This is a genomic window from Streptomyces lateritius (assembly GCF_014649715.1).
GTDB lineage: Bacteria > Actinomycetota > Actinomycetes > Streptomycetales > Streptomycetaceae > Streptomyces > Streptomyces lateritius.
In genome coordinates, this window is the sequence record NZ_BMTO01000014.1 from 102291 (window position 1) to 122083 (window position 19793).

Sequence of the window (19793 nt, forward strand, 5' to 3'; positions counted from 1 at the left end):
CATGGACAGCGAAGCCGTCGATCGGTTCGAGGCCAGCCGGGGCCGGCTGGCCTCGCTCGCGTACCGTCTGCTCGGCTCGGCCGCCGACGCCGAGGACGCCGTGCAGGACACGTTCCTGCGCTGGCAGGCCGCGGCCCGAGAGCGTATCGAGGTGCCGGAAGCGTGGCTGACCAAGGTCGTCACCAATCTCTGCCTCGACCGGCTCCGCTCGGCGCAGGCGCGCCATGAGCGCGCTGCCGGAGACTGGCTGCCCGAGCCCCTCCTTGAGGGCGACCCGATTCTCGGCCCTGCCGATACCTTCGAGCAGCGCGAATCGGTGTCCTTGGCCGTGCTGACCCTCATGGAGCGCCTCTCGCCGGTCGAGCGGGCCGTCTACGTGCTGCGTGAGGTCTTCTCCTACCCTCACGCCGAGATCGCCGGGATCCTCGACATCACCGAGTCCGCGAGCCAGCAGCATGCCCATCGGGCCCGCCGCCGGGTCGCCGCCGAGCGCCGCAACGGCGACGAGGTGGACCCGGCGTCCGCGCGCCGGGTCGTCGAGGAGTTCCTCGCCGCCGCCACGTCGGGGCGCACCGAGCGGTTGGTGGCGCTGCTCACCAACGACGTGACGGCGGTCTCGGACGGCGCCGGACTGGCCAGGCGGCTGCTGCGGTACAAGACGCGCGAGCGCATCGCCTCCTACGTGCGGGCCGGCTTCAAGGCCACTCCGGCGAAGCGGCGGCTGGCCGGCGACTCTCCCGTGTTCCATATCGCGCTGGTCAACGGCTCCCCGGCGATCCTCGCCGTGGTCGAGGATCGGGTCGTGGGCGTCGTGGCGTTCGAAGTCAGCGACGGCAAGGTGGCGTCGCTGCGCGGCGTCGCCGCTGCGGACCGGCTCGCGCGCCTCAATGAGGCCTGGCGACAGCACGAACCCGACGCGCCGGTCAGCGCATGGTGAGCAGAGCCACCGGAATCCAGTGAGCCGAGCCGGCGCGCGGGCGGCACCCCCTTCGGCCCCCGGGCTGCACAGCAGCACGGGTGCCGATGCCCGTCGCTCTCCCGACTCAGACTCGGCCATGGAGTTCGGATCCCCCATGGCCAACCACTGGTCGGCACAGCGCCACATACGTCACAGGGGGCTGACCAGGGCGGATCCGAGCGCCCCAGGCCACCTATCGCTCCACGTCACACCAGTGGGTCCGCGGGGGCGGCTCCAGGCGACTCAAGCACCCTCAATCCCGATGCCCTCACCCCAGACCGCCCCGTTCCACTGGGGCGGGGACGCGACCAACCTAGGCGGCTCATCCTTCCTGTTGGCCCCTCCGACCTGAGCGCATGGGCACTCTGCGGCCCCCGCGGGCGGGCGGCGCCGGCGTGCTCGCCGCCGCACGCCGTTCGTCGGCCACGCCGAGGGGTACGCCGGGCCAGGTCCGCGGCGAGTTGGTCGGCCGCCGGCCCGCGCGGAGTGAGGTCGAGGGTCTCCAGCAGGCCGCCAGCGCCCCGGGCTTCTGCGGCAGTGAGCAGCGGCAGGCCGGGGTTCGGTCGGGCCAAGCGCGCGTTCGCCGCTGTTGCCCTTGCCGGGGCTGCTCTCGCCCTGTCCGGGGCCTCGCACGCTGCGGCCGACACTCCGGGAAGGGGTGGGCTCCTCAACGCGTTGGGCATCGCCGGTGCCGCCGACAGCAACGAGGACTCACCCTCCCCTCACAACGTTGCTGCGGGCAACAACCAGCAGTTCTCCGGGGACAGCAACTCCGACGCCGTGGCAACGACGATCGGCGGGAATACGGCAGATCAGAGCATCGGGGGCTGAACCCCTGAGGCAGCACCGTGGGGCGCCGAAGGAGCGGCTCCTGCCGTGACCGGTCAGGCAGGCCTCCGCCGGGCCGCCGCTTTCTTCGTCGGCGTCTTCTTGGCGACCGCGTTCTTCGCAGGAGCCTTTTGGGCCGCAGCGGCCTTCCTCTTCGGAAACTGGTGAACGGTGGCGTCGCCACCCACGGCCTCTTCGCGGGACTCCTCCGCCTTCGTCACGGGCTCCTGCAGGGCCGCCATGAGGTCGACGACGCGTCCCGTCGGCGCTTCTTCCGGCGCTCGATCGGTCGGGGTTCCGGTCGGGCCGGCGGCATGCGGATCAGCTACCGGCCGGCCTCCCACTCCGCCGCAACCCATCGCTCCGCGAGGGCCCTCACGGCCGGGTACCTCTCAAGGAGCTCCTCGTCGGTCAGGCCCATCTCTGAGGAGCGCACCGCGGTTCGTGCCTCGGACCCATCCGACAGGGGGAGGGAACGCGTGTGGAGTTCGCCGCTCATCCAGTCCTCCATCCGTCCCGGAACATGCGCCTGGCCTCCCGTGGGGAGCCGGGAGGCGGCGCGGCCCCGCCCGCTCGGGGCAGGCGGGGCCGGTGCGATCCCTCTCCGGGGGTGGAATGCGTGGACCGCGTGCGCACAGACTGCCACCCGCGGCACCGTCGCAACAGGGTCGTGCACGAAAGAACCGCCGGCATATGCAGACCGAGTGTTCCGGCCAGCCCGGGGCGACGCTGTTCCGGCGCGACACCTGGTGGCCGGACCTGAGAACCGGCTCACTAGGAGGACTGACCCAGAGGGCGGCGCGGCCGTCCGGCTGCGCCCCCTGAGTCTCTGAAGTCTCCCCGGGCGGCCAAGGGCTGAGCCGGCCGGAGGTTGGGCGTTGCCGTGCACTGGCTGTGCGGAGTCCCGCCGTCCTCGGCGGATGTGGCACGTCTGCCTACCTCTGCCTACGGCGGCCGCCCGTACCTGGACTACAAGTACATCCGCAGAGACGCCCTTCACCTTCCGGGAGACGTCGGCGAGGGCCGCCTCGTAGCAGAGGGCGTTGAACGTCCCCGCCGGGTCGACCGGCTCGACCGGGCCGCCGTCCGCCGTCCTTCTGCTTGATCTGGTAGCGCTCGCCGCCCAGGGAGTGCCGTGCACCGCGCCAGCCGGATGCGGCGCGTCGAGCAGGCCGTTTGTCGCTACTTCACGGGGGAGCCGTACCCGGGCCGGGTCGCGGGCGTCACGGCCGCCGACTACCACCACAGGCGGTGCCCGTGGTCGTCACCGAGCTGGAGCGGATCGCCGCCGATCCGGCCGGGGCGCCGCCGCGGGGGAGGCGCAGCGCCCCGCGTGCACGCGCTGCGGAGCGAGGTTCACCGACGAACGCCGACAGCAGCTCCAGCGGCAATCGAGCGGCGCGTCTTCCGCAACCCGAGGGACTGGTCAACCGAGGAACTCTTCGAGGACCTGGCCCCTTCGAGGCGGCCGGGGACGCTGGATTCACCCGGGTTCCTCGAAGGGATCGTCTTCGTCTCCTGGGGTCAGGCGACGGCGTGGCGCAGGAGTGTTTCGGAGGTGTCCAGGAAGCGGTCGTTGTAGTTCGTGCCGAGTCCAGCGGTCGGCAGGATCACCTGGGCTTTGTTGTTGGGCCACAGCGCCAGATCGACCTGGTCCGGCTGCTCGGCTCCGACGCGGCCACCATGACCCGCACCATCAAGCGGCTCGAACACGCCGGCTTCGTTCGCCGCCGCCCCAGCCCCACCGACAAGCGGGCAACCATCATCGAGCCCACCGAGGCCAGTCTCGCCCTGCGCCACCAGGTCGACGAGGTCTGGGCGGAGCTGGAGGAATGTACCGCCGGGCAACTGCCTGAGGAGCGGCAGGCCGAGGCTGTCCAGATCCTGGAGCAGATCGAGGCGAGCCTGTCCCTTGCCGCGACCCGGCACGCGCAGGAAACCGGCGGCCCTACCGCACCACCCGAGGGGCAGGCCGGCCACATGTAGCCGACCTCGCCCCGGGCGGCTCGCCAGGTCGTGGGCAACGTTCTTGACGGGGAATCGGTTCACCATCTGGAATCTCCGGTGACAAGCGACGGAGGACGGTCGGCGATGCCCGACGGGTGGACGACAGGTCGAAACCTCGTTTCCCCACAGGCGAAGGTCAGCTCGGGTGAGGTCGTGCTGACAGCGGGATCTACGAGTGTGACTGCGGCGGAGAGCACCACTGGAGCACCGATGTGAGGAGGCACCGCTTCCCGTCGCTGCCGTCGGGCTGTTCGGTTCGGGACGCTGCAGACGCCGAGGCATCCCGAGACCCACCTCGGCTGACCCGGGCCGAGGCACGCCGGGGTGCTCCTGGGTGTCAGGTTCACCTCCGCTCGCGCGGAGAGGACGGGGAACGCCCGCTGCGTGAGGTTCTCGAAGCCGGCTCACCTCCGCTCGCGCCGAGGGGACCGCTTTACCGGCTGCGCGGGAAGGCCGCCGGTCTGGAACGGGCCGCCGGCCCCGGGCGGGGCTGCGCTCGCGGGTGGAGGGGGCGGCGTGGATGGGGATCTTCGATTTTGGCTCTGGCCGCAGTTTCGTGAGCGGCCGTTCTTGGCGGGGCTGCCTGCGAGGCCAGCACGAGCGGACTGGATACTTGCCTGATGGAGGTCTCAAGGGGTTCCTGGGTCAACACCACGCACGATTGGTCCAGCGTCATCGATCTCGACCACCTGGCATCTATCCGACAAACTCCGGAGAAGTTCGCGCCAGGTGGCCCGTGGCATCTTCTTCTTGAGGTGCTTGCATACGCCGCTGACGAAGCATCCGGCAGGGGTGGTGGACGCTGTCTCGTCACCCTCTATCCGGATGGCTCCTTGTCCGTGGAGGATGACGGGCGAGGCACCGATACCCGTACAGACGAGCACGGCCAGATCGTCAAGAAGCCGGTCATGGCATCAAAGGATCTTCGGTTCTTCGACCTTCCGGAAGCGGAACTGCTTCAGGACGGCCATCCGCGTCGGGGCATGTCTGTGGTTGCCGCGCTCAGTGAATGGCTCGTCCATACCAACCGCCGGCTCAATGGGGCCTGGACCCAACGCTACGAGCGCGGCATTCCGGCTACTGACCTGGAGCCTGTCGAGCCCGACGGCACCACCGGGACACTCGTCCACTTCAGACCGAGCGACTCACTGCCTTCGCTTGGGGTGCCGGTGGAGGGCCAGTTGAAGCGTCTGGCCATGATGTGGCCGCATCTGGAAGTTCGGGTGGATGACCGAAGCAATACCGCGGTGTCGTGAGGCGGTGTGCGGTTATCGGGTGGACGAACGGGAGCCCGTGCCACCGGGCTTCGGCGGAACCCAGGTGGGCTTGGCCGAGGCTTCGGACGGGTCGGGTTCGTTCATCGTGACGGCCCAGGCGTCGTCCTCGCCGACGCGCGCCTCGATCTCCTTGACCTGGCCGGTGGTGGCGAAGTACAGCACCACCACCTGCCGGGTGGAGCCTTCGTCGTAGAAGTCGGCCGTCACCTCGCCCTTGGCCGCTGCGCCGAATGCCTTGACCCAGTTGCCTGCCGTCGGCTCCGCGGCGTCGCCCTTGTCCGCGGCGAGCGCCGCCAGCGCTTCGGCGTCGCCGTCGGCGAGCCGCCACACCGTCTTCTGCACCACTTCGAGGCTGTCCCGGGAGGGGTAGCCCACGACTCGCAGCGGCTCGTGGGCGGCGTAGTCGCCGCCGTACGAGAGCGACTCGTCCGAGTCCGGCGAGCAGGCCGCAAGGGCCCCGCCGGCGAGCACGGCGAGCGCGGTGGTCGCGTCGGCCGTAGCCGGCTTGGAGAGCCTGGTCCTCTTCAGCGGCATGCTCAGTTCCTCGACTTCGGGCGGAGGATGATGAACCGCTCGATGTGGTTGGCCTTGCGGCGGTACCGGTTGATGTCAGCGGCGAGGCCGGCTCGGCCCACCCCTCCGTGCTGGAGGAGCTGGACCCCGTGCCGGTCGCCGGAGGGCAATGGCGACGCGGTTGTACAAGGCCATGCGCGGGCGGCGAGCAACCCGCCATCCGGATAGGCTGCGTAGCGCCAGGCCTCTCCCGTGCGCAGGACGTAGAGGATGGCGTTCAGCGCGACCCGGCCGGGCACCGGCAGTCGTCCGGGGTAGCGATGACGCAGTACAGGCCGTGCCGGCAGCAGCGTGGCCACGCGTACCCAGAGGCCCGTCAGAAACAAGATCGACAGACATCCTGCAGACACCCGGCTACGCCGTCGCTCGTCTGTTGGTGGCCAGACGAAATCCCCCATGGGCGGCCAGTCAGCGGGGAACCAGCTGGCCGCAGACGGTCACTCAGTGTTGACGCTCATTGGGCAGGCGGGCCGCGTCCGCACCCAGTACGAACGGGCCGCGATGCTCAGGGCGATACCGTAAACAGCGAAGGCGACCATCCCGATCCAGCCGACCAGCAGCGCGTCGCCCGAGGAGTGGAAGTCGCCGCGCCGCATCGTCACCACATCGGCCGTGGCCAGGGCCAAGTACCCGACCCCCACAACGCCGTACGGGGCGAGCGTGGCAGCGCCGAGCAGAGCCGGGGCGAGCGGGAGCCAGCGCGGCACCCGTCGGCCGCGAAGAAGCAGCGTCCAGCGCGGGAAGATTTGCCCCCACGGGCGGACCAGGCCCCAGAGAAGGAAGATGCCGAGCGCGGCCAGTAGCGCGGTGGGGTCCAGGCCCCAGGACTCCAGCGTGAGGAAGATCCCGGAGGCGCCGTTCCGCTCCGAGACCGCGAGCAGCTCCTCGCCGGTGATCCCCGCGAACGTGCCGCCGGACGCCCAGACCAGCTTCATCGCCGCATATGGGAGAAAGGTCAACGTCCCTGCCCAGGCGGCGAGTTGGACGAGCTGCGGTGCAGCGGACGGTGCTCGTACGGCAGTACCGGCGGACCGGCGGTCGGACCGGGCCGTGGCCGCGAGCAGGACCGCCCCGACGGCCGCGAGGGCCTTGTTCGCAGCGGAGGCCCGGCTGTCCACTCCCTGACCGAGCATCAACGTGATCACATCCATCAGCAGGCTGAACGCGGTGATCCCGGCCAGCCCACAGGCCACCCAGAGCAGCACTCGGAGCCCTGGTTTCAGCCCATACCGCACCACCCCTCCGCTGGCCAACGTGGCCAGCGCACCCACCGCCATGACCGCCCACCCCAACCCGGAGGTCCCTGAGCCACCGCCGTGGTAGGGCAAGGAGGTCCCTCTCAGTGCGCACACCAGGCCGAAGCCGGCGTACAACACCGCCCACAGCATCGTCGCCCAGGCCACCCGGCGGGGCCATCGCTGCCAACAGGCGCTCCAGAGCGCCTTCATCATCCGTTCAGCACTGGTCATGTTCTGAACGTCGCACCGGTCGCGGCGGGGTGGCGTCGGCCGCCGGAACGATCTCCCTCCCCCTCCGGGTGAGTGACCTCTGATACCAAGGTACGAGTTACGGATCGTGAGATCTCACTTGGCCGTCCGTGGGGAATCTGGACTGGCCGCTGTCATTCGTCAAAACCTCATTCTGAAACGACCAGCATGGGGGGAGCGGGATTCGTGCCCGACGAGCGGCAGGACGACCTGCAACAGGTCCTAGGCGGCGGGGCCGCCGGTGTCGGCGTGGCGTGCGGCGACAGCGGCGGTGGCGCCTGCGAGGAGGTCGGCGAGCTGGATGGACGGATACTGCTCGGAGGCAGGGGGAGGGTGGTGTGCCCGGCGGACCCCCGCGGCTCGAGTACGCCCTCACCGAGGCGGGCGAGGCCCTGCGGGTGACGATCGACCGACTGGGCGACTGGACCACCGACAGAGGTAGGTTGAGCCCGGAAGTGGCGAGCGAGGAGCGCCGGCTCGACTCGGCGGGCTTGTCCAGCCGAGACGCGCCACCGCGTCGAATCGGCGCACCCGGAGCCGTACGGAGCCTGCCTGGGTCCGAGCGGGTGCGGGTTGTGTGTGTGGGCGACCAGGTCGGCCAAGTTCCCACGGGCGCTGTTTCAGCTCTCCTCCGGAAAGGCGTCGGCGCGCACGTGGGGCATGGGACTGCTGTACACCCGGTACAGATCGCCGGAAGCGAGCGGTGTCGGGGTGATGTGCACGGCGAGAGGCCCCGCCCACTCATAGCCCTTCTGCAGTCCGTGGCGTGCGAGGCTGTCGGTCAGTACCTCTCCCACGTCACCGCAGCCGTGGCGCACCAGCTCCGCGTACACCCCCGTGTCCAGCTCCACCTCATAGGCGTTCGGGACGACCACCCGGCTCTTGCTGCACACCACGGCGTGACGATCGCACTCGTGGTGCAGCGCGTCGAGCAGCTCGACGGGCTGACGAAGGTGGACCTTTTCGAGGAGAGTCCTCTGCCACCGCTCCAGGGCTCGTTCCCAACGTGTCAGCGTTTCCCATGCCATACCTATGACCGTCCCCGCGCGACCGCGACCCGTTACCGGCGCCCACGCAGCCGCCCGAGCAGCTTGCGCGCCTGCGCGCGCTTGCGCGGGTCGGCGGCGGCACGCCGGGCCGATGCGACCGTTCGCTGTCCCTGCGGGGTGCGGGCGTACTCCTTGAGACGCGTGATCAATCCGGACATGCTGTCCTCCTCGAGCCGTGTGTACGGACCGCCTACCCGGCCGCGTCGCAACGATGCCAGGCGCACTCGACACCCGTAGTGCGCACCGCCGCGTCACATGGGGCGGCGTGCCGCGTCGGAGAGGTCTGCCCGCCTTGGGGTACTCGATGCCTGCGTCGCCGGCCCACCGACCCGGGGGCGCCGTACCGGACGGGGGCGGGGGCGAGGACGTCCGGGCCGCCTCCGTCGGCCGGCGGCCGTCAGCCACTGGATCAACCAGCCCCCGCACCCGTCTGTCCGTCATGGACGTCATCCGGCTGGACAGCCCTCGCTCGATTCCGCCGGTGTGCGGGCGGTGACGGGGGTGGAGGCGGGAGCAGTGGAGGATACCGTTGCCACGGTTCGGGCTCTCACTCATCGCGCGGAGGGGGCCGGCGCTGGGCCCGGCCTGGCCCTCGACCAACTCCTCACACCATGGGGCCGACCGCTGGACCGAAGCCGTTGGCGGCGCGGGGGCCGGAGAATCTAGCATCTGACACCGCACCCTCCACAGGAGCGCTCTCGTGGGCGGTACCCTCCGGTTTCCGGCCTGACCCGGGTGGGTGTGATGTGAAGGTCCGGGGGTAGATGGGCCGCATGGGCACAAGGGCGGGGTGGGTCGGTATGGATCAGACGGCGGATGGTGAGGATCGGCAGTCACCGCTGATGAGGAACGACATCTCGGCGACGGGGGCGTTCGAAGGCAGCGAGGACATCGCCGTCGCCCGTGATCTGGCCCGTAGCTTTCTCACCGATGTGCAGGCCGTCTACGGGCTGCCGGTGTCCGGGCGGGCGATGGGCATGGTCGAGCTCGTGGTCAGCGAGCTGGTGACCAACGCCCGGAAGTACGCACCCGGGCCGTGCCTGCTGACGCTGAGCATCAGCGGCGGCACTGTTGAGGTGACCGTGTGGGACAGCAACCCGACGCCGCCCGCGATCCTGGCGCCCGACCCGGCCCGGATCGGCCAGCACGGCTTGGAGATCGTCATGGCGGTCGGTCAGAGCTTTGCGGTCCACCGCGAGCCCGTGGGTAAACGGATCACCACGGCCATCATGCTGGCCGACGATCCGGGCGGGGACATCACCGGCCGCCAGCTGTGAGGTCCACAAGTGCGCCCGTCGCCTGGTGGCTGTCGTCCGCTGGGAGCAGTCCGGCGTTGTAGCCAGGCGGGAAGCCGTGGGGCGGGAGGACGGCCCTGAACAGTCATGGGTGGCGGAGATGAGCGCCAAGGAAGTGCGGGCTTCCGACAGCGCGGAGATCCGGTCGTTCAGACCCTGCAGGTGTTCTTGAAGGGTCTCCGACGTGCATCCGGCGACTGTGCCGTCCCGGCGAACGTACGGCAGCGGGTCTCGGATCACCCGAGTCGGCGGCCCGGACCTCCTGCTGCTCGAACATTCAAACATCGCCAGTCAGGCCCGCCCTTTCCTCAGACGGACTAGGCTCGACCCCGGCCTGTGCCGGAATGGAGCGCGCGGGACAGGCCGCCGTCCCCGTGACGGGACGCAGTACGGCAGGGGCCGCCTCCGCGCACCGGAGACCTTACGGCCGAGCGCCAGCCGGCAATGGCTCATCGCGTCAGTTCACGCCAATTGACGGCGGCGGCGTTGCCGCTGGCCACGCTGCTGGACCTCCCCCGTAGCCCGCACGCAACCGGACCGTCCCGCCGGTCTCGGGGCGGTGCATGGGACGGGCGTGAGTGGAAAGCCGCCGGGTATGACACGTACACCGAAACCAGAGCACGGGGACGACCGCCAGCCCACGGCGGGCGCGCCCGGGAGCGTGGGTCCCGATGAGCAGGTCGAGGAGCGGGCTCCGGATCAACTTACCGAGATGCCGAAACGATCATGGATGGCGGTGCTGCGGGGCACGTTGAAGGAGTTCAAGGACGATGAGCTCACCGACCGGGCCGCGGCGCTGACGTACTACGGCGTGCTGGCTCTCTTCCCGGCCCTTTTGGTGCTGGTGTCGCTGCTCGGCATCGCGGGCGAGTCTGCGACCAAGCAGGTCCTGGACAACCTTCAGAAGCTCACACCTGGCTCGGCCCGCGATGTGATCAGCAACGCGGTCCAGCAGCTCCAGGGCAACGCAGGCATCGGCTCGCTCCTGGCCGTCGTGGGCCTGGCCGTCGCGATCTGGTCGGCCTCCGGATACATCGCCGCGTTCATCCGTACCTCCAACGCCGTCTACGACATGCCCGAGGGCCGCCCGGTGTGGAAGGTCCTGCCACTGCGGCTGGCGCTGACCGTCACACTGATGATCCTGGCCGTGGTCAGCGCCCTGATCGTCGTCTTCACCGGCGGCCTGGCCCGCCAGGCGGGCGCCGCCCTCGGCATCGGTGACAGCGCTCTGACGGTGTGGTCGATCGCGAAGTGGCCCGTCCTGATCCTGCTCGTCACGATCATGATCGCGATCCTGTACTGGGCAGCTCCCAACGCCAAGGGCCGCGGTTTCAAGTGGGTCACCCCCGGCAGCTTCCTGGCGCTGGTGATCTGGATGATCGCCTCGGCCGGCTTCGCGTTCTACGTCGCGAACTTCGGCTCGTACAACAAGACGTACGGCACCTTGGCGGGCGTCATCATCTTCCTGGTGTGGCTGTGGATCACCAACCTGGCCATTCTCCTCGGCCTGGAGTTCGACGCCGAGATGTCCCGGCAGCGCGCGGTCGCCGGCGGGCACCCGGAGGATGAGGAGCCCTACGTCGAGCCCCGGGACACCCGTGGGTGGAGTGATGAGGACCGCCGCCGCCTGGAGTGAGCAGCGCGTGGAACAGCTGCTGGCGGGGAAGCGGCGAAAGCATGAGAGTCCTGACCACGTTGCGCAACGGTGATTATCGGCTGACCCGGCGGATGGCCGCCTGGGACTCGGCCTGGGCCCGCCGGCTCCTTCCGCCGGTCGAGGAAGCGGCCGAGCACACGAAGCTCTGGTGGGTGGCCGCCGCAGTCATGGCCACCGGGGGCGGGTGGAGGGGACGGAAGGCTGCGACGGCCGGTATCGCGGGCATGGCGGTGGCGGAGCTGCTGTCCAACGCAGTCGCGAAAAAGCTCGTGGAGCGGCGCCGGCCGCCCAAGGAGTGGATTCCGCATGACGACGTCGAGGACCGGCCCGACAGTTCCTCCTTCCCCTCCGGGCATACCGCTGCCGCCGTGGCCTTCACCGCAGCCGTCGCGTCCACCTGGCCGTGGGCGGGTGCCGCCTGCGCGGTTCCGACCGTGTTGGTGGCCCTTGAACGGGTCCACAGCGGCGCGCACTACCCCTCCGACGTCGCAGCCGGCGTCGCCATCGGTCTGGCCGCGGGCGCCCTCGTCCATGCGACGCCCCGTCTGCTGATCCTCCGGCTGGGATGACCGAGAGCACTCTCAGGCGGGTGAGCGGCTGCTCGCGGGGTAGGCGCGCCGTGCTCGCGGCGTGCACATCTACACCAGGGAGGGGTCTGCCGTGACGGCTCGATTCGAGGTCCGGCACCGGCTCCGGCAAGGGCTGTCACTTCGTTGTGAGCGCAGCGAACGGGCGGGCCATCGCAGCCGGCGAGCACCACGAGAGCCATCGCACCTGCCTGGACGGCCGACTCCGTCAAACGCAACGCCGACGCCCCCACCCAGCACACCACCGGACCAATTCGGACCACTGACCGGCGCGGTACCGCGCAGGTGACCCGAACGGCGGCCATCGTGCAGCCATCGCGCCATAACGGAGCAAGCATGCGGAGAGGGTGAAGAGTAGATGAGCGCCGTCGGACGGTACCCGGACCACGGCAGCCCCGACGAATCGGTGGGCGACCTCGTTTCACGAGCGTCGCAGCAGATTTCGGAGCTGGTCCGTGAAGAGATGCAGCTGGCCCGGGTGGAGATGACCGAGAAGGGCAAACGCTTCGGGGTGGGCGGCGGCCTGTTCGGCGGCGCCGGCCTGGTCGGCATCCTGGCCGCGCAGGCCTTTGTCGCCGCCGTGATCGCAGCCCTCGCCTTGCTCCTCCCGGTCTGGGCCTCGGCTCTGATTACCGCCGCCCTGCTGGCGGCCGTCGCCGCCGGGATGGCCGCTGCCGGGAAGAAGCAGATCACCAAGGCCGGCACCCCTGCGCCCGAGCAGGCAATCGACAGCGTCAAGGCCGACCTGGCCGAGATCAAGGAGGCAACACACCGATGAGCACCCCCTACCAGGGCGACAAGGAATCCGCGCCCACTCCCGAGGAGTTGCGCGAGAAGGTGGAGCACACCCGTGATGAGCTCGGACTGACCGTGGAGGCACTGGCGGCCAAGGCCGACGTCAAGGCGCAGGCCAAGGAGAAGGCGGCCGAGTTCAAGGAGCAGGCCGCCGAGAAGGCCACCTACGTCACCGACCAGCTCCGGGAGAAGGCGGCGCACGCCGCTCAGTTGGTCAAGGAGAAGACCCCCGATCCGGTCCTGGACAAGGCGGCACACGCCGCGGCGCAGGTACGCGACAGCGCGGCCCGCGCCGGACACCTCGCCGCCGAGAAGACCCCCGACCCGGTCCGCGAGAAGGCTGAGACGGCCGCGGTCATGGCGCGCGCCAACCGCACCCCGCTGATCGCCGCGGTAGCGGCGGTCGTGGTGTTCCTGCTCCTGCGCCGCAGCCGGAGGTGCCGGTGAAGGTGTCCAAGATCGCCTACAAGCCGGTCGGCTTGGTGCTCGGTGCCACGAGCGGCATGATCGCCGGCGCGGCGTTCAAGCAGGCGTGGAAGATGATCGGCCACGACGACGATGCCCCCGATGCCACAGACGAGCATCGCACCTGGCGGGAAGTCCTGATCGCCGCAGCCTTGCAAGGGGCGATCTTCGCGGTCGTCAAGGCGGCCGTCGACCGGTCGGGTGCCGCCACCACCCGGCGCCTGACCGGCACCTGGCCCGGCTGAACCGTCCAAAGGCGGCGTCGGCCTCGTTTTGAGGGCCGGCGCCGCCACCCCGTAGCCCGAAACCAACGGAGGAAGTCGTGGCCGCGCACCCGCCCCGGGCACTTTCGCACCTGCGCTCCCGCCACCCGGGCCTCGCCTGGCGCAGCACGCTGAGCATGCGCACCACACGTGACCTCCTGCGCCGATGCGCATTCCCGCCATCACGGCCGACACACGCCCTGCCCCCACGCACGCCGGCCGCGGTCTGACCCGACGCCCGTCAGCGGCCCCCAGCACAGTCGGTTCCCCTCTCGACGTCGAAACCCCAAGGAGTGAGAAGGTGAAGGGCTTCCGCAGCTTCATCCTGCGCGGCAACGTGGTCGACCTGGCCGTCGGAATCGTCATCGGCGCAGCGTTCACCGCTGTGGTCAACGGCTTCGTCAGTGCCTTCCTGACACCGCTGGTCGGGCTGGCCACCGGCGTCACGGGCGACATGAGCCACAAGACCTTCACCGTGGGCGGCACCCAGTTCCCCTACGGCGCCTTCGTCAACGCGGCGATCAGTTTTCTCCTCGTCGCCTCTGCCTTGTACTTCCTGGTCGTGCTGCCGATCAACAAGCTCCATGAGCGCCTCGCCCCCCACCACGACGTCCAAGCCCCCAAACGGGACTGCCCCGAGTGCCTGAACCCCGTCCCCGCCCAGGCACGACGGTGCGGGTCCTGCACTGTGCCCCTGCCCGCCGTACCCGCCCAGGCAGGGGAGACCACCCAGCGCGCCGGGTAACCGGCCTCCACTGATCGATCCGCAACAGCTCGGATGGCACCACCGCTCAGCCACGCCGCCCAGTCGCTCGGGAAGCGTCATCGCACAGACTGCCGGGCAACGCACACCGCCAAGGCGTGCCCTCATTCCACGCCCCTCGACGGCAGGACCTGTTCGGCTGCCCTGGAACAGACCGGGCAGCAGCTCCGGGCTGCCGCCGTCGAGGCCCCTGCCACGCGGCCCCTCGCAGGTGTTCCTACGGGTTCAGTCATGCCGGGCGCGCCATCGCGGCGGCCTCGGCCTGGTCTCTCAAGGATCAGGATCGGCGCCCGGAATCCCACGGGATCAAGCCCGCGGGTTCCACCTGTCTTCCCCGACATCGAGATCCGCACCGACCCACCCGGCACCCAGGGCAGCTTCGTACCACGCCCATGCGCGGACTTGTAACGGGAGCCGTTGTCGGTCAGGACTCGTTCGACGGTGATGCCGTGGGTGCTGAAGAAGGCCACAACACCTGGGGCCATGCCGCCCCTCCGTCTCGAACCTGGCCCTGGCCAGCACCACTCACGCTCGCACGACGAGCCCGGGCCGCACGCCCGGACTCGCGACACGTCATCCGGCGGCCCGCAGCCGCCTCCCGATGCGAGCAAGGGGGGAGTCGGGACGTTTGGAAACCACCGCACGGTGCAGACGATCGTTAACACCGGCATTATTCACCGAGGTAGGAGACGCATCATGGGCATTCTGGCTTGGATCCTCATAGGTCTGATCGCGGGCTTCATCGCGAAGGCGCTGATGCCCGGCAAGGACCCGGGCGGCGTCATCATCACCATGCTCATCGGCGTCGCCGGCGGTCTGCTCGGCGGTTTTCTCGGCAAGGTCATCTTCGGCGTCGACTCCATCGATGGCTTCTTCGACCTCTCCACCTGGATCGCCGCCATCATCGGGTCGGTCATCCTCCTCGCCGTCTACCGACTGGTCACCGGCAACAAGCGCCATCACAGCCACGCCTGACACAGGCTCATCCCGGACGGCAAACGGCTCCCCCCTCTTGTGAGGGCGGAGCCGTTCCGCTGCTGTGCGGCAAAGACCCTTACGGTCGAGCTTCGACCCAAGCGGTGTCTCCGCCCAGGGGCGTACCTCGAGAATAGGGGGACGGCTGTCGTCGAAGGCGGGGAGATGCAGCACCCCGCACATGGGGCCTGAGGGGCGCTGACTCGGCAGCATCTGGAATCGTGTCCCGCCGTCACTCCTCATCGTGAGATGGCTGAGCAGATGGACGTGGCGCGGTTGGGGAGCCTTCTCGACGGCGTACTCCTCACGTTGCCCGGACGACCGCAGCCGACTGTGGCACCTGGACCACGACCCGCTCAGCGGATGGACCACCTCGACCAACAACCTGCGCAACCAGATCGAGCGCCACCCGATCAGGTTTCCGGAGGACTGGTCGACCGAGCAGTTCTTCGATCAGCTCGTTGGCTTCGAAGCTGCGCACCCCCCACTTCGGATACTTCGTCGCCACTGGCGGTGCGATCGCTCGTACGTCCGCCTGCTCCACCCACAGTCCGGGGAACAGGGCTGCGGTCGCCCCCAGCAGCCCGGCGCGTTCCAGCCCACCCCCGGCCAACGGCTCACAGCCCACGTCCCGCACCAGTTCGTACACCAGCGTGAGTGCCGCCTCGTCGTCGCCGCAGATGCGAACCGCGAGGGGCTGGCTGTCGAAGACCGGCGGTGTCAATCCGCCACACATCCTCGTGGCAGAGGGTGAACGCCTTGACGACCTGCGCATCCGGTGCCGCCACGGCAAGTCGGCCCGCTGCCGAGGGGCCACCTTCGGTCAGCAGCCGGAAGCCGGGCCCGACCGGAATGGCACAGTCGAGCAGGACCTTCCCGCTCAGCGCCGTCTGGAGTCCGCTGACGACGTCTGCCCCCGAGCCGTATGGCAGCGCGGCCAGGAGCACCTCGCCGAAGTCCGCCGCCCGCTGCAGACTCCCGTGGCCCGACAGCCCCCGATGCGCGTCGCGAGCCGCTGGGCCTTCTGTTCGTCCCGGCCTCCGACGAACACCTCGTGCCCGGCCCGCACCCGGTGCGTGGCCAGTGCGTCCGCCATGTTCCCGGTTCCGGGCACACCGATCCCTATCGCTTCGCTCCACACCGGGCTTGTTCCAACCACTTCCGGGTGGGCGCGCGACCAGTGGATACGCGTCCTCCTGCAGAGCCGGTGCCGAGGGTTGATACCTCGAACAGGTCCGCTTTCTCGCCACGGCGCCCCCACGGCGAAGCTCGCTGAACGTGTCCTCGCTCTCCACCCGGCAAGATCCGGTCAGCACAGCTCCCAGGAGCGAACGGCTGACCGACGACTCAGCCCAAGTTGGTCCCCGCCCGGCGAAGCCGACCAGGACGCACTGGCCCTGGGGACCATGTGGGGGTCAACGCGCCGTGATCGCGGGTCTGCATCACCACCGACCGTGCTCAGCCCAATCGTGGCCGCCCGTCCGGTTCGCGGACGACCGCCCAGCGGCAGGCCCCTGAGACGCGAGGCGGGCAGGGGCATCCACCGTCCGCAGTCGCCCGGACCGCTCGGGCTTCGGCTGCAAGACGCACGACGTTATGTGAGACATGGGATTCGTGTCCCGTCGAATGTTGCGTGTGCCTCACCGGTGGGTGCTGTTCAAGGAGAGCTCTGGACGGCCAAGCTGAGCATCGTGCTCCGGATCATTGCGGGTGCACTTCTGATCGTGTTGAGAACACGCCGGTGACGGCCAGAGCAGCGAACGGAGAACACCCGTGATTGTCGGAGTCCTCAAGGAAGCGCGGGCAGGTGAGAGTCGCGTTGCGGCCACGCCGGCCACGATCGAACAGATCCGCAAACTCGGGTACGACGTGGTCGTCGCCTCGGGCGCGGGGGTCGCGGCCGGCTTCACCGACGGTGCCTACGAGGCCGCTGGCGCGACCGTCGGCGACGCGGCGGCCGCGGACGTGGTGCTGGGGGTCAACGCCCCCACCCCTTCGCAGCTGGACCGGGTACGCCCGGAGGCGACGGTGATCGCCCTGTTCGCGCCGGCCTTCGACCCGGCGATGGTCGAGGACCTGAGCCGGCGTCCCTTCACGGCGCTGTCGATGGACGCCGTGCCACGCATCAGCCGGGCGCAGTCGATGGACGTGCTGTCTTCCATGGCGAACATCGCCGGCTACCGGGCCGTCATCGAGGCCGCCCACGAGTTCGGACGCTTCTTCACCGGGCAGGTGACCGCGGCGGGCAAGGTTCCGCCGGCGAAGGTCCTCGTCGCGGGTGCCGGCGTCGCGGGTCTGGCGGCGATCGGTGCATCCGGCTCGCTCGGTGCGATCGTACGGGCGACCGACCCGCGACCGGAGGTGGCCGACCAAGTCCGCTCGTTGGGCGGCGAGTACCTGTCGATCGAGTCCCCGGAGGTGGAGGTCTCCAAGACCGGCTACGCCAAGGAGATGGGCGACGACTACAAGGCGCGCGAGGTCGAGCTCTACGCCGCGCAGTGCCGCGAGGTCGACATCGTCATCACCACCGCGCTGATCCCGGGCCGTCCCGCTCCGACGCTGATCACCGCGGAGATGGTGGCGAGCATGAAGCCGGGGTCGGTGATCGTCGACATGGCGGCCGCCAACGGCGGCAACGTAGAGGGCACCGTGAAGGGCGGGAAGACCGTCACGGAGAACGGCGTGACGATCATCGGATACACCGATCTGGCGGGCCGGCTGCCTGCCCAGGCCTCGCAGTTGTACGGCACGAACCTGGTGAACCTGCTGAAGCTGATGACGCCGGGCAGGGACGGGTCGCTGGTCCTTGACTGGGACGACCCGGTGCAGCGCTCGATCACCGTCGTGCGCAGGGGCGAGTCGGCGTGGCCGCCCCCGCCGGTCCAGGTCTCCGCGGCCCCGGCCCCCGCGCCCGCGGCGGAGCAGGCGAAGCCGGAGAAGGCGCCGGCGACGGCGAGGCAGAAGTTCGGCGGTGTGGCCCTCGGCGCGCTGGCGCTGTTCCTCACCGCCGCGTTCGCCCCCGCGGCGCTGCTGCCCCACGTGACCGTCTTCGTGCTCGCGATCGTGATCGGCTTCTACGTGATCGGGCACGTGCATCACGCGCTGCACACGCCGCTGATGTCGGTGACGAACGCGATCTCCGGGATCATCGTCGTCGGCGCGCTCCTGCAGATCGGTCACACGAGCACGGCGGTCACGGTGCTCTCGTTCGTCGCGATCCTTCTGGCCAGTATCAACGTCTTCGGCGGCTTCGCGGTGACACGTCGCATGCTCGCCATGTTCAACCGGAGCTGACATGTCTGCGACCCTCGCCGCACAGGCGGCCTACCTTGTTGCCGCGCTGCTGTTCATCCTTGCGCTGGCAGGACTCTCCAAGCACGAGTCGGCACGGCTCGGCAACGCTTTCGGCATGCTCGGCATGGGCGTGGCGCTCGTCGCGACGGTCGTGCTGGCGCTGGACGGCGACGTCAGCGGCGCCGGCCTCGGCCTGATGGCCGTCGCGATGCTGATCGGCGCGCTGATCGGCCTGAAGCGGGCCCGCGGCGTCGAGATGACCGGAATGCCCGAGCTTATCGCGCTTCTGCACTCCTTCGTCGGTCTGGCCGCCGTGCTGGTCAGCTGGAACGGCTTCCTGAACGTAGAGCACGACCCGAACGGCCACGAGGCCAAGGCCCTGGACGCGCTCGGCACGCTGGGCATACACCACGCCGAGGTGTTCATCGGCCTGTTCATCGGCGCGGTGACCTTCACCGGCTCCATCGTGGCGTACCTGAAGCTCGCCGCGAAGATCGACTCCAAGCCGTTGGTGCTACCGGGCAAGAACGCCCTGAACCTCGGCTCGCTGGTCCTGTTCCTCGCCCTGACGGTGTGGTTCGTGATCACGCCGGAGCTGTGGTTGCTGATCACCGTGACGGTCCTGGCGCTGGCCCTCGGCTGGCACCTGGTGGCGTCGATCGGCGGTGGCGACATGCCGGTCGTCGTCTCGATGCTCAACAGCTACTCCGGCTGGGCGGCGGCCGCCTCCGGCTTCCTGCTCGGCAACGATCTGCTGATCATCACCGGTGCGCTCGTCGGCTCCTCGGGTGCCTACCTGTCCTACATCATGTGCAAGGCGATGAACCGCTCGTTCCTCTCCGTGATCGCCGGCGGCTTCGGCATCGAGGCGCCGTCGGGCTCCGACGTCGACTACGGCGAGCACCAGGAGACCACCGCTCAGGGCACCGCCGAACTCCTCGCCTCGGCCCGGTCCGTGGTCATCACGCCCGGGTACGGCATGGCCGTCGCCCAGGCGCAGTATCCGGTTGCGGAGCTCACCTCCAAACTGCGCGCGAAGGGCGTCGACGTACGTTTCGGCATCCACCCCGTCGCCGGCCGCCTGCCCGGCCACATGAACGTGCTCCTCGCCGAAGCCAAGGTGCCGTACGACATCGTGCTCGAAATGGACGAGATCAACGACGACTTCGCCAAGACCGACGTCGTCCTCGTGATCGGCGCCAACGACACGGTCAACCCGGCCGGAGCAGAGGACCCCAGCAGCCCGCTCGCCGGCATGCCGGTGCTCACCGTCTGGGAGGCCGGCAAGGTCATCGTGTTCAAGCGCTCGATGGCCTCTGGATACGCCGGCGTGCAGAACCCGTTGTTCTTCCGTGAGAACACCGCGATGCTCTTCGGCGACGCGAAGGCCCGGGTCGAGGACATCGTCGGCGCCCTCTGAGAAGCGCGACAGGTGAGGGCCTGCCGGCTCGGCGTGGACGGAGACATCCACGCCGAGCCGGCAGGCCCCTCCGAGAGCCCTCCACTCCGCCAACTCGGCG

Annotated in this window: 20 protein-coding genes and 2 pseudogenes; 14 read left to right on the forward strand and 8 right to left on the reverse strand. The window is 69.5% G+C overall.

Features of this window, described 5'->3' with window-relative positions; translation table 11 throughout:
* Nucleotide 1 precedes the first annotated feature (1 nt).
* Nucleotides 2-937: a sigma-70 family RNA polymerase sigma factor gene (locus IE136_RS26240; RefSeq protein ID WP_189601577.1), complete on the forward strand. Its 936-nt coding sequence runs from the start codon at nucleotides 2-4 to the stop codon at nucleotides 935-937.
* Nucleotides 938-1842: 905 nt separating this feature from the next.
* On the opposite strand, the gene IE136_RS36490 is transcribed toward IE136_RS26240, so the two are convergent.
* The gene (locus IE136_RS36490) at nucleotides 1843-2007 is read right to left on the reverse strand and encodes a hypothetical protein (RefSeq protein WP_189601578.1); all 165 of its coding nucleotides are present in this window, start codon (nucleotides 2005-2007) and stop codon (nucleotides 1843-1845) included.
* A 1303-nt stretch (nucleotides 2008-3310) separates the two neighbouring features.
* Nucleotides 3311-3499, reverse strand: a complete 189-nt coding sequence (locus IE136_RS35975) for a hypothetical protein (protein ID WP_229819193.1) — start codon at nucleotides 3497-3499, stop codon at nucleotides 3311-3313.
* On the opposite strand from IE136_RS35975, the gene IE136_RS26250 reads away from it, so the two are divergent.
* Together IE136_RS26250 and IE136_RS26255 are read left to right on the forward strand one after the other, a co-directional pair.
* Nucleotides 3470-3772: a MarR family winged helix-turn-helix transcriptional regulator gene (locus IE136_RS26250; protein ID WP_308432472.1), complete on the forward strand. Its 303-nt coding sequence runs from the start codon at nucleotides 3470-3472 to the stop codon at nucleotides 3770-3772. The two genes, IE136_RS35975 and IE136_RS26250, sit on opposite strands and share 30 nt — an antisense overlap.
* A gap of 641 nt (nucleotides 3773-4413) precedes the next feature.
* Nucleotides 4414-5049 (forward strand): ATP-binding protein, encoded by a 636-nt coding sequence (locus IE136_RS26255; protein WP_198422417.1) that lies wholly within the window; start codon nucleotides 4414-4416, stop codon nucleotides 5047-5049.
* 12 nt (nucleotides 5050-5061) lie between these two features.
* On the opposite strand, the gene IE136_RS26260 is transcribed toward IE136_RS26255, so the two are convergent.
* The 5 genes from IE136_RS26260 to IE136_RS26280 form a co-directional block, all read right to left on the reverse strand.
* Nucleotides 5062-5604 carry a hypothetical protein gene (locus tag IE136_RS26260; RefSeq protein WP_189601579.1) on the reverse strand — a complete coding sequence of 181 codons (543 nt, stop codon included), beginning with the start codon at nucleotides 5602-5604 and terminating at the stop codon, nucleotides 5062-5064.
* A gap of 2 nt (nucleotides 5605-5606) precedes the next feature.
* Nucleotides 5607-5969 carry a transposase gene (locus IE136_RS26265; protein WP_189601580.1) on the reverse strand — a complete coding sequence of 121 codons (363 nt, stop codon included), beginning with the start codon at nucleotides 5967-5969 and terminating at the stop codon, nucleotides 5607-5609.
* Between the two features lie 111 nt (nucleotides 5970-6080).
* Nucleotides 6081-7112 carry a hypothetical protein gene (locus IE136_RS26270; RefSeq protein WP_229819164.1) on the reverse strand — a complete coding sequence of 344 codons (1032 nt, stop codon included), beginning with the start codon at nucleotides 7110-7112 and terminating at the stop codon, nucleotides 6081-6083.
* A 638-nt stretch (nucleotides 7113-7750) separates the two neighbouring features.
* Nucleotides 7751-8158 (reverse strand): FhaA domain-containing protein, encoded by a 408-nt coding sequence (locus tag IE136_RS26275; protein WP_158983810.1) that lies wholly within the window; start codon nucleotides 8156-8158, stop codon nucleotides 7751-7753.
* Nucleotides 8159-8190: 32 nt separating this feature from the next.
* Entirely contained in the window at nucleotides 8191-8337 is a 147-nt protein-coding gene (locus IE136_RS26280; protein WP_189601581.1) for a hypothetical protein, read from the reverse strand.
* A gap of 642 nt (nucleotides 8338-8979) precedes the next feature.
* On the opposite strand from IE136_RS26280, the gene IE136_RS26285 reads away from it, so the two are divergent.
* From IE136_RS26285 to IE136_RS37025, 9 genes and pseudogenes are all read left to right on the forward strand, one after another.
* Nucleotides 8980-9456, forward strand: a complete 477-nt coding sequence (locus IE136_RS26285; protein ID WP_158983808.1) for an ATP-binding protein — start codon at nucleotides 8980-8982, stop codon at nucleotides 9454-9456.
* A gap of 613 nt (nucleotides 9457-10069) precedes the next feature.
* The gene (locus IE136_RS26290; RefSeq protein WP_158983806.1) at nucleotides 10070-11110 is read left to right on the forward strand and encodes a YihY/virulence factor BrkB family protein; all 1041 of its coding nucleotides are present in this window, start codon (nucleotides 10070-10072) and stop codon (nucleotides 11108-11110) included.
* Between the two features lie 41 nt (nucleotides 11111-11151).
* Nucleotides 11152-11700, forward strand: coding sequence for a phosphatase PAP2 family protein (locus tag IE136_RS26295; protein ID WP_189601582.1), 549 nt, complete (start codon nucleotides 11152-11154; stop codon nucleotides 11698-11700).
* A gap of 376 nt (nucleotides 11701-12076) precedes the next feature.
* Nucleotides 12077-12496 (forward strand): phage holin family protein, encoded by a 420-nt coding sequence (locus tag IE136_RS26300; protein WP_189601583.1) that lies wholly within the window; start codon nucleotides 12077-12079, stop codon nucleotides 12494-12496.
* On the forward strand, nucleotides 12493-12960 hold the full coding sequence (locus IE136_RS26305; RefSeq protein WP_158983800.1) for a DUF3618 domain-containing protein: 468 nt from the start codon (nucleotides 12493-12495) through the stop codon (nucleotides 12958-12960). The genes IE136_RS26300 and IE136_RS26305 overlap by 4 nt, the downstream gene beginning before the upstream one ends.
* A complete protein-coding gene (locus tag IE136_RS26310; RefSeq protein WP_158983796.1) occupies nucleotides 12957-13223 on the forward strand; it encodes a DUF4235 domain-containing protein in 267 nt (88 codons plus the stop codon). Before IE136_RS26305 ends, IE136_RS26310 begins: the two co-directional genes overlap by 4 nt.
* Nucleotides 13224-13542: 319 nt before the next feature.
* Nucleotides 13543-13986 carry a large conductance mechanosensitive channel protein MscL gene (mscL, locus tag IE136_RS26315; protein WP_158983794.1) on the forward strand — a complete coding sequence of 148 codons (444 nt, stop codon included), beginning with the start codon at nucleotides 13543-13545 and terminating at the stop codon, nucleotides 13984-13986.
* A 714-nt stretch (nucleotides 13987-14700) separates the two neighbouring features.
* Nucleotides 14701-14979 (forward strand): GlsB/YeaQ/YmgE family stress response membrane protein, encoded by a 279-nt coding sequence (locus IE136_RS26320; RefSeq protein ID WP_158983792.1) that lies wholly within the window; start codon nucleotides 14701-14703, stop codon nucleotides 14977-14979.
* A 244-nt stretch (nucleotides 14980-15223) separates the two neighbouring features.
* A pseudogene (locus IE136_RS37025) lies at nucleotides 15224-15388 on the forward strand (hypothetical protein); the annotation flags it as partial.
* A gap of 93 nt (nucleotides 15389-15481) precedes the next feature.
* On the opposite strand, the pseudogene IE136_RS26325 reads toward IE136_RS37025, so the two are convergent.
* Nucleotides 15482-16105: pseudogene (locus IE136_RS26325) on the reverse strand (NADPH-dependent F420 reductase); the annotation flags it as partial.
* A gap of 647 nt (nucleotides 16106-16752) precedes the next feature.
* On the opposite strand from IE136_RS26325, the gene IE136_RS26330 reads away from it, so the two are divergent.
* Together IE136_RS26330 and pntB are read left to right on the forward strand one after the other, a co-directional pair.
* Entirely contained in the window at nucleotides 16753-18273 is a 1521-nt protein-coding gene (locus tag IE136_RS26330) for a Re/Si-specific NAD(P)(+) transhydrogenase subunit alpha (RefSeq protein WP_189601584.1), read from the forward strand.
* Nucleotide 18274: 1 nt separating this feature from the next.
* Entirely contained in the window at nucleotides 18275-19693 is a 1419-nt protein-coding gene (gene pntB / locus IE136_RS26335) for a Re/Si-specific NAD(P)(+) transhydrogenase subunit beta (RefSeq protein ID WP_189601585.1), read from the forward strand.
* Nucleotides 19694-19793: the final 100 nt, after the last annotated feature.